Here is a 4,967-nt window from a genome sequence, read left to right on the forward strand (position 1 = left end):
GCCACCATCGCCTCCGCGACGGCCTTCCTCTACGCAGCCGCCGCCATGGTTCTTATCCGCCGCATCGCGCGAGCGTCATGAGTTCCGGGACGGACTCTAACACGACGCCGGGCGCTGGTCAGCTCCCGAACCTGTCGCGCCAGGCCGGCTTGGCGCTCGGAAAGGGCAGGGCGGTCGCATTGTAGACGGCCCGCGCCACGGCGCGCGCCAGCACGTCGGCGGCAGTGGCGCAGAGCTCGGTCAGGGCGAACGCGTCGGACGGGGCGCCGCTATGGCCGGTCGCGGCGGCGAAGACGACGTCGCCGTCGAGCGGGGCGTGGACCGGCCGCAGCGACCGGGCGAGCCCGTCATGGGCGCAGAGCGCCATGCGCTTGGCCTGCGCCTTGGTCAGCACCGCATCGGTCGCGACCAAAGCGATGGTGGTGTTGGCGCCGGGGCCGCCCTTGAAGCGCAGGCCGAGGTCTTCCGAAGGGATCGTCGCCGGCCAGCCGCGGCCGCCGAACTCGGCGCCTTGCTCGTAAGGCGCCGCCCAGAAATGCGGGCTGTCGCCGATCGTCGCCGTGCCGACGGCGTTGACCGCCACCAGCGCGCCGACGACCTGGCCGGTCGCGGCCCTCGCGCTGGCCGAGCCGAGCCCGCCCTTGAGATTGGCTGTGGTCGCGCCGAAGCCGGCGCCGACGCTGCCGAGCGTGAACTCGGCCGCAGCGGCGGCGCTCGCAGTCTCGGCGAGGGCGCGATAGGGCGCCTCGCCCTCGCCGCGGGCGAAGGGCTTGTCGCCGCCATTGGCGAGGTCGAACAGGATCGCCTGCGGCACGATCGGCACGCGATAGCCGGCGATCGGGAAGCCGCGTCCTTGCCGCGCCAGCCAGCTCAGCGCGCCATCGGCGGCGGAGAGGCCCCAGATCGAGCCGCCGGAGAGGACGATGCCGTCGACATGCTCGACCGTCATGCCAGGCTCCAGCAGCGCGGTGTCGCGCGTGCCGGGCGCGCCGCCGAGGACGGCGACAGAGGCGATGCTCGGCCGCTCGAACAGGGCGACAGTGACGCCGGTCGCGGCAGCAGAATCCTCGGCATTGCCTACGAGGACGCCACGAACATCGGTGATGAGATTGCGCATGGCTGAAGTTCTTCGTCGCGTCGGTTGATCCTCGACAGCATGGTGCGCCGATTCGGCTGGGCGCTGGAACTTCCCGCTCGTCGGCGCGTCGTGCCGACATTACGATCTTGTCATCCGCGCGCCATGGCCGGGTCAGGCCGGCTGCGGCACCTTGGCGACATCGCGACCCGGCTTCGAGACCCGCCAGCGAACCGTATTCGACCTGAACAGACGGAGAGCTTTTCATGAAACGTATCGCCCTCATCGCCGCTTCCAGCGCCGCGGCCGTCGCGGCGACGCTGGCCATGGCCCAGCCGCAGCCGATTCCGCCGGCGCCGGGCAGCACGCCGCCGGCGCAGCAGCAGAGCGAGCCGCGTGGCGACCGGGCCGAGCGCGGCGACCGCGCCGACCGGCGTGAGGAATGGCGCCAGCGCCGGGCCGAGCGCGCCGCGGCCCGGATGAACGAGCGTCTCGCCCAGCTGCGCACCGATCTCAAGCTGAAGCCCGAGCAGGTGCCGGCCTTCGAGAGGCTGGAAGCGCTGATCAAGCGCAATGCCGAGCAGCGCCAGGAGCGCTTTGCCAAGATGCGCGAGCAGCGCGAGACCTTCCGCGACGCCGACATCATGGAGCGGCTCGACATGATGGCGAACCGCCAGGGCGAGCGCGCGGCCCGCAGCAGGGAGATGGCGGATACCGTACGCCCGCTCTGGTCGACGCTGTCGGACGAGCAGAAGACCGTGGCGCGCCGGGCCGTGCGCCAGGCGATGTCGGAAGGGCGCGAGCGCATGCGCGAGATGCGGGGGCGCTGGCAGGAATGGCATGGCCGCGGCGACGATCGCCACGATGATGACCGCGGTCCGCGCCGCTGGCGCGATCGTGGCCATGACGACGACGATGATCGTGGCTGATTGTCAGGATACCGTAAGTGAGAAGGGCGGTCTGTCAGGGCCGCCCTTTTTCGTTCGACCCCTCGCAAGACGTCATCTCTGAGGGGCAGCGTCAGCTGCCGTCTCGAGGGACGCTCCAGCTGGCTCCTGAACCTCCTGGAGCATCCTTCGAGACGCAGCCTGCGGCTGCTCCTCGGGATGAGGGCTCGGCGAGAATACTCAGGCTCGTCAGGTGCCGACCGCGTCCTTGACGCATTTTGCCGTGAAGCTGGTCTTGGCGGCTCCGGACAGCTTCTTGTCGGCCGCCTGCTTGTCGCAGGCTGCACCGGCGTCCTTCTCGCATTTGGTGACGAAGCTGGTCTTGGCCGCGCCGGCGAGCTTCTTCTCGGTCGCCTGGGCATTGCAGCTCGGGCTCTGGGCGAAAGCGGCACTTGAGAGGCCGACGGCGAGGGTAGCGAGGATGAGCGTCTTCATGGTGCGATGATCCCTATGGCGGGACGCCGACGCTAGCCTGAGTCGCGACCCGGCGTCATGGCGCTCGCCATGCCCCGACCGCTCTGCCCTCGTCGCGCCGATTTCCTGTGTCGGAACAGGCAGTTGCCGCGCCCGGTTGCGAGGGCGATTCAGCGCCTGCCGCCCTGGCGGACGCTCTGTTTGCCTTCATTGAACCGTCACATCCCGCCCGCTATAGGCGGCGACGTCGTGACGGTCGGAGCCGTGCCGTTACCGGGAGGCAGGCTCATGCGCTTCATCCAGACTTTTGAACTCTATCCCTTCCTCGATTCTGTCGTCAGCCTGCTGGCGGCCTTCGTGCTCGGCGCGCTGATCGGGGCCGAGCGGCAATACCGGCAGCGCACTGCGGGCCTGCGCACCACGGTCCTGGTCGCGGTCGGCGCCGCCGCCTTTGTCGATCTCGCCATGCGCATCGCCGGGGCAGACGGCGCGATCCGCGTGATCGCCTATGTCGTCTCAGGCATCGGCTTCCTGGGCGCCGGTGTGATCATGAAGGAGGGGATGAACGTCCGTGGTCTCAACACGGCGGCGACGCTCTGGTGCGCGGCGGCGGTCGGCGCCTGCACCGGCGCCGACATGGTGGCGGAGGGCGCGCTGGTGACCGTCTTCGTCATCGCCGGCAACACCTTGCTGCGACCGCTGGTCAACGCGATCAACCGCAGCCCGATCAACGAGAAGGCCTCGGAGGCGACCTATGAGGTCGTCGTCACCACCGATCCGGAGGCGCTGCCCTCCGTGCGCGAGGCGGTGGTCGAGTTGCTCGAACAGGCGAATTACCCGGTCGGCGACGTCAAGACGGTCGAGCGCGGCGAGGAGGCGATCGAGATCGTCGCGACGCTGATCAGCACGGCTGTCGAGCGCAAGGAGCTCGACGCCGTGGTCGAGCGCATCGAGCGCGTGGCCGGCGTGACCCATGCGACCTGGGAGAGCAGCACCAGCGATTGAGCGTCACAGCCATGCCGGTAAGCCCGCTTCGTGACAGACGCGTCGCGCGGGGCAACAGGCGTGGCAGTGTCACGGCGATGCCGAGTTCGGCCCTGAGCGCAAAAGCGTTGGCGCCGTTTGCGTGCGGGCCGATCATGCAGGTGGCAATAACGGTTCTGACTATGGGAAAATCTGCAAACCTCCAGCAATAATGCGCATTATTGCTTCTCGCAGGATGCCTATTTTATTTCAGAATTATTAACATTTCTTCGTCTTCTTGGGAACTGGCTGGAATAACAACGGCTTATCAAGGTCGCCCTATCGGGTGGGCGACTTTCGGGTTTCATTGAGCGTGACGCCGCCTTGGGGGACGACTTTGAACGTGGTTCTAATCGCGGCGACGATGCCGGGAGAAATGTGTGGCGTCACCGACTATACGGTTAGACTGGCCGCAGCGCTCAGAGGGATCGGCATTGATGCGGTCGTGGAATTCTTTGACCGGTGGTCATTCGCGAATTTCATGAAGCTCAAGCATCGGTACCGGAAAAACCCGAATGCCATTTTCCACGTGCAGTATCCCACACTCCGTCTCGGCCTCTCGGTAGCCCCGGGGTTTGCCCCGCTGCTCGTTGGCAATTCATTCGTCACATTGCACGAATTCGGGACATTCAATGTCGTGCGCAAAGCAGCATTCATTCCGTCGAGCATTCTTTCCAAGAGGATCATTTTTTCGAACAACGAGGAGAAGGCGCGGTTTCAACGCTATTTCCCTCACTCGCATGGCCGTCTGACGGTCATGCCCATCGGCAACAACATTCCGCAATTGTCACCGCGCGGCGCCCGCGTCGGGCCCGAGCGGCTCGTCTATTTCGGGCAGATATCTCGAAACAAGGGGGTCGAGTTTTTCCTGGATACGGTGGCACAACTCCGCTCCGCTGGCGCATCGATCGATGTCGATATGATCGGAGCGATGGTCGATAGTGATCGGGATTTCGTGGATCTGGTCAGGAGCCGCTCCGAGCGTGACAAAATCGGGCTACGGCTCAGTTTGCCCGCGGACGAGGTCTCTGCGACCCTGAACGATGCCACGATCGCATTGTTGCCATTTCCGGATGGCGTCTCGAACAAGCGTGGTTCGGCGCTGGCCAGCCTTGAACACGGCGCCACGGTCCTGACAACGCATTCGGAGCTCACACCCGAATGGTTGACGAAAGTCACGCATCCCGTCTCTTCGCCGGACAATGCAGCCGATCTCATCGGCCGGATCATGGCTGGCACCGCGGAGCGTGTCCTCGCACCGGAAACACTGGCGCGCGAGTTGCGGCTTCGCGACTGGGCTGAAATCGCCCGTTCGCATGTGAAGCTTTACAATGCCAAGCTTGGCGACCCGATCGCGACGGGCGGCGCGGTCCTAGACGCCTCAAGCCCCGGAACAAAAAGGTGAGGGTGTGACCTGAGACCCTTTTCTCCTCCGGTCTGAGGGAGAGTCCTGGGTTTCGTTTCTGGCCTCATGCGGCCTGTTTTTCCAGCGTGGATTTGAGGGCGAA

General features: G+C 66.0%; 5 protein-coding genes. 3 read left to right on the forward strand and 2 right to left on the reverse strand.

The genetic code is table 11. From position 1 onward, the window contains the following. Positions 1–118: 118 nt before the first annotated feature. Positions 119–1,117, reverse strand: a complete 999-nt coding sequence (locus tag ACFPOB_RS30075; protein WP_377801833.1) for a P1 family peptidase — start codon at positions 1,115–1,117, stop codon at positions 119–121. A gap of 224 nt (positions 1,118–1,341) precedes the next feature. Here ACFPOB_RS30075 and ACFPOB_RS30080 point away from each other — a divergent pair, with 224 nt between their 5' ends. After that, entirely contained in the window at positions 1,342–2,004 is a 663-nt protein-coding gene (locus ACFPOB_RS30080; RefSeq protein ID WP_377801834.1) for a Spy/CpxP family protein refolding chaperone, read from the forward strand. 207 nt (positions 2,005–2,211) lie between these two features. Here the strand turns inward: ACFPOB_RS30080 and ACFPOB_RS30085 are convergent, their stop codons facing one another. After that, positions 2,212–2,457 carry a PsiF family protein gene (locus ACFPOB_RS30085; RefSeq protein WP_377801835.1) on the reverse strand — a complete coding sequence of 82 codons (246 nt, stop codon included), beginning with the start codon at positions 2,455–2,457 and terminating at the stop codon, positions 2,212–2,214. 267 nt (positions 2,458–2,724) lie between these two features. Between ACFPOB_RS30085 and ACFPOB_RS30090 the strand changes: the two genes are divergently transcribed. Continuing rightward, positions 2,725–3,441 (forward strand): MgtC/SapB family protein, encoded by a 717-nt coding sequence (locus ACFPOB_RS30090; protein WP_377801836.1) that lies wholly within the window; start codon positions 2,725–2,727, stop codon positions 3,439–3,441. A 361-nt stretch (positions 3,442–3,802) separates the two neighbouring features. Then, positions 3,803–4,864: a glycosyltransferase family protein gene (locus ACFPOB_RS30095; protein WP_377801837.1), complete on the forward strand. Its 1,062-nt coding sequence runs from the start codon at positions 3,803–3,805 to the stop codon at positions 4,862–4,864. Positions 4,865–4,967: the final 103 nt, after the last annotated feature.

Source organism: Allobosea eneae, assembly GCF_042657265.1.
GTDB classification, from domain to species: Bacteria; Pseudomonadota; Alphaproteobacteria; order Rhizobiales; family Beijerinckiaceae; genus Allobosea; species Allobosea eneae.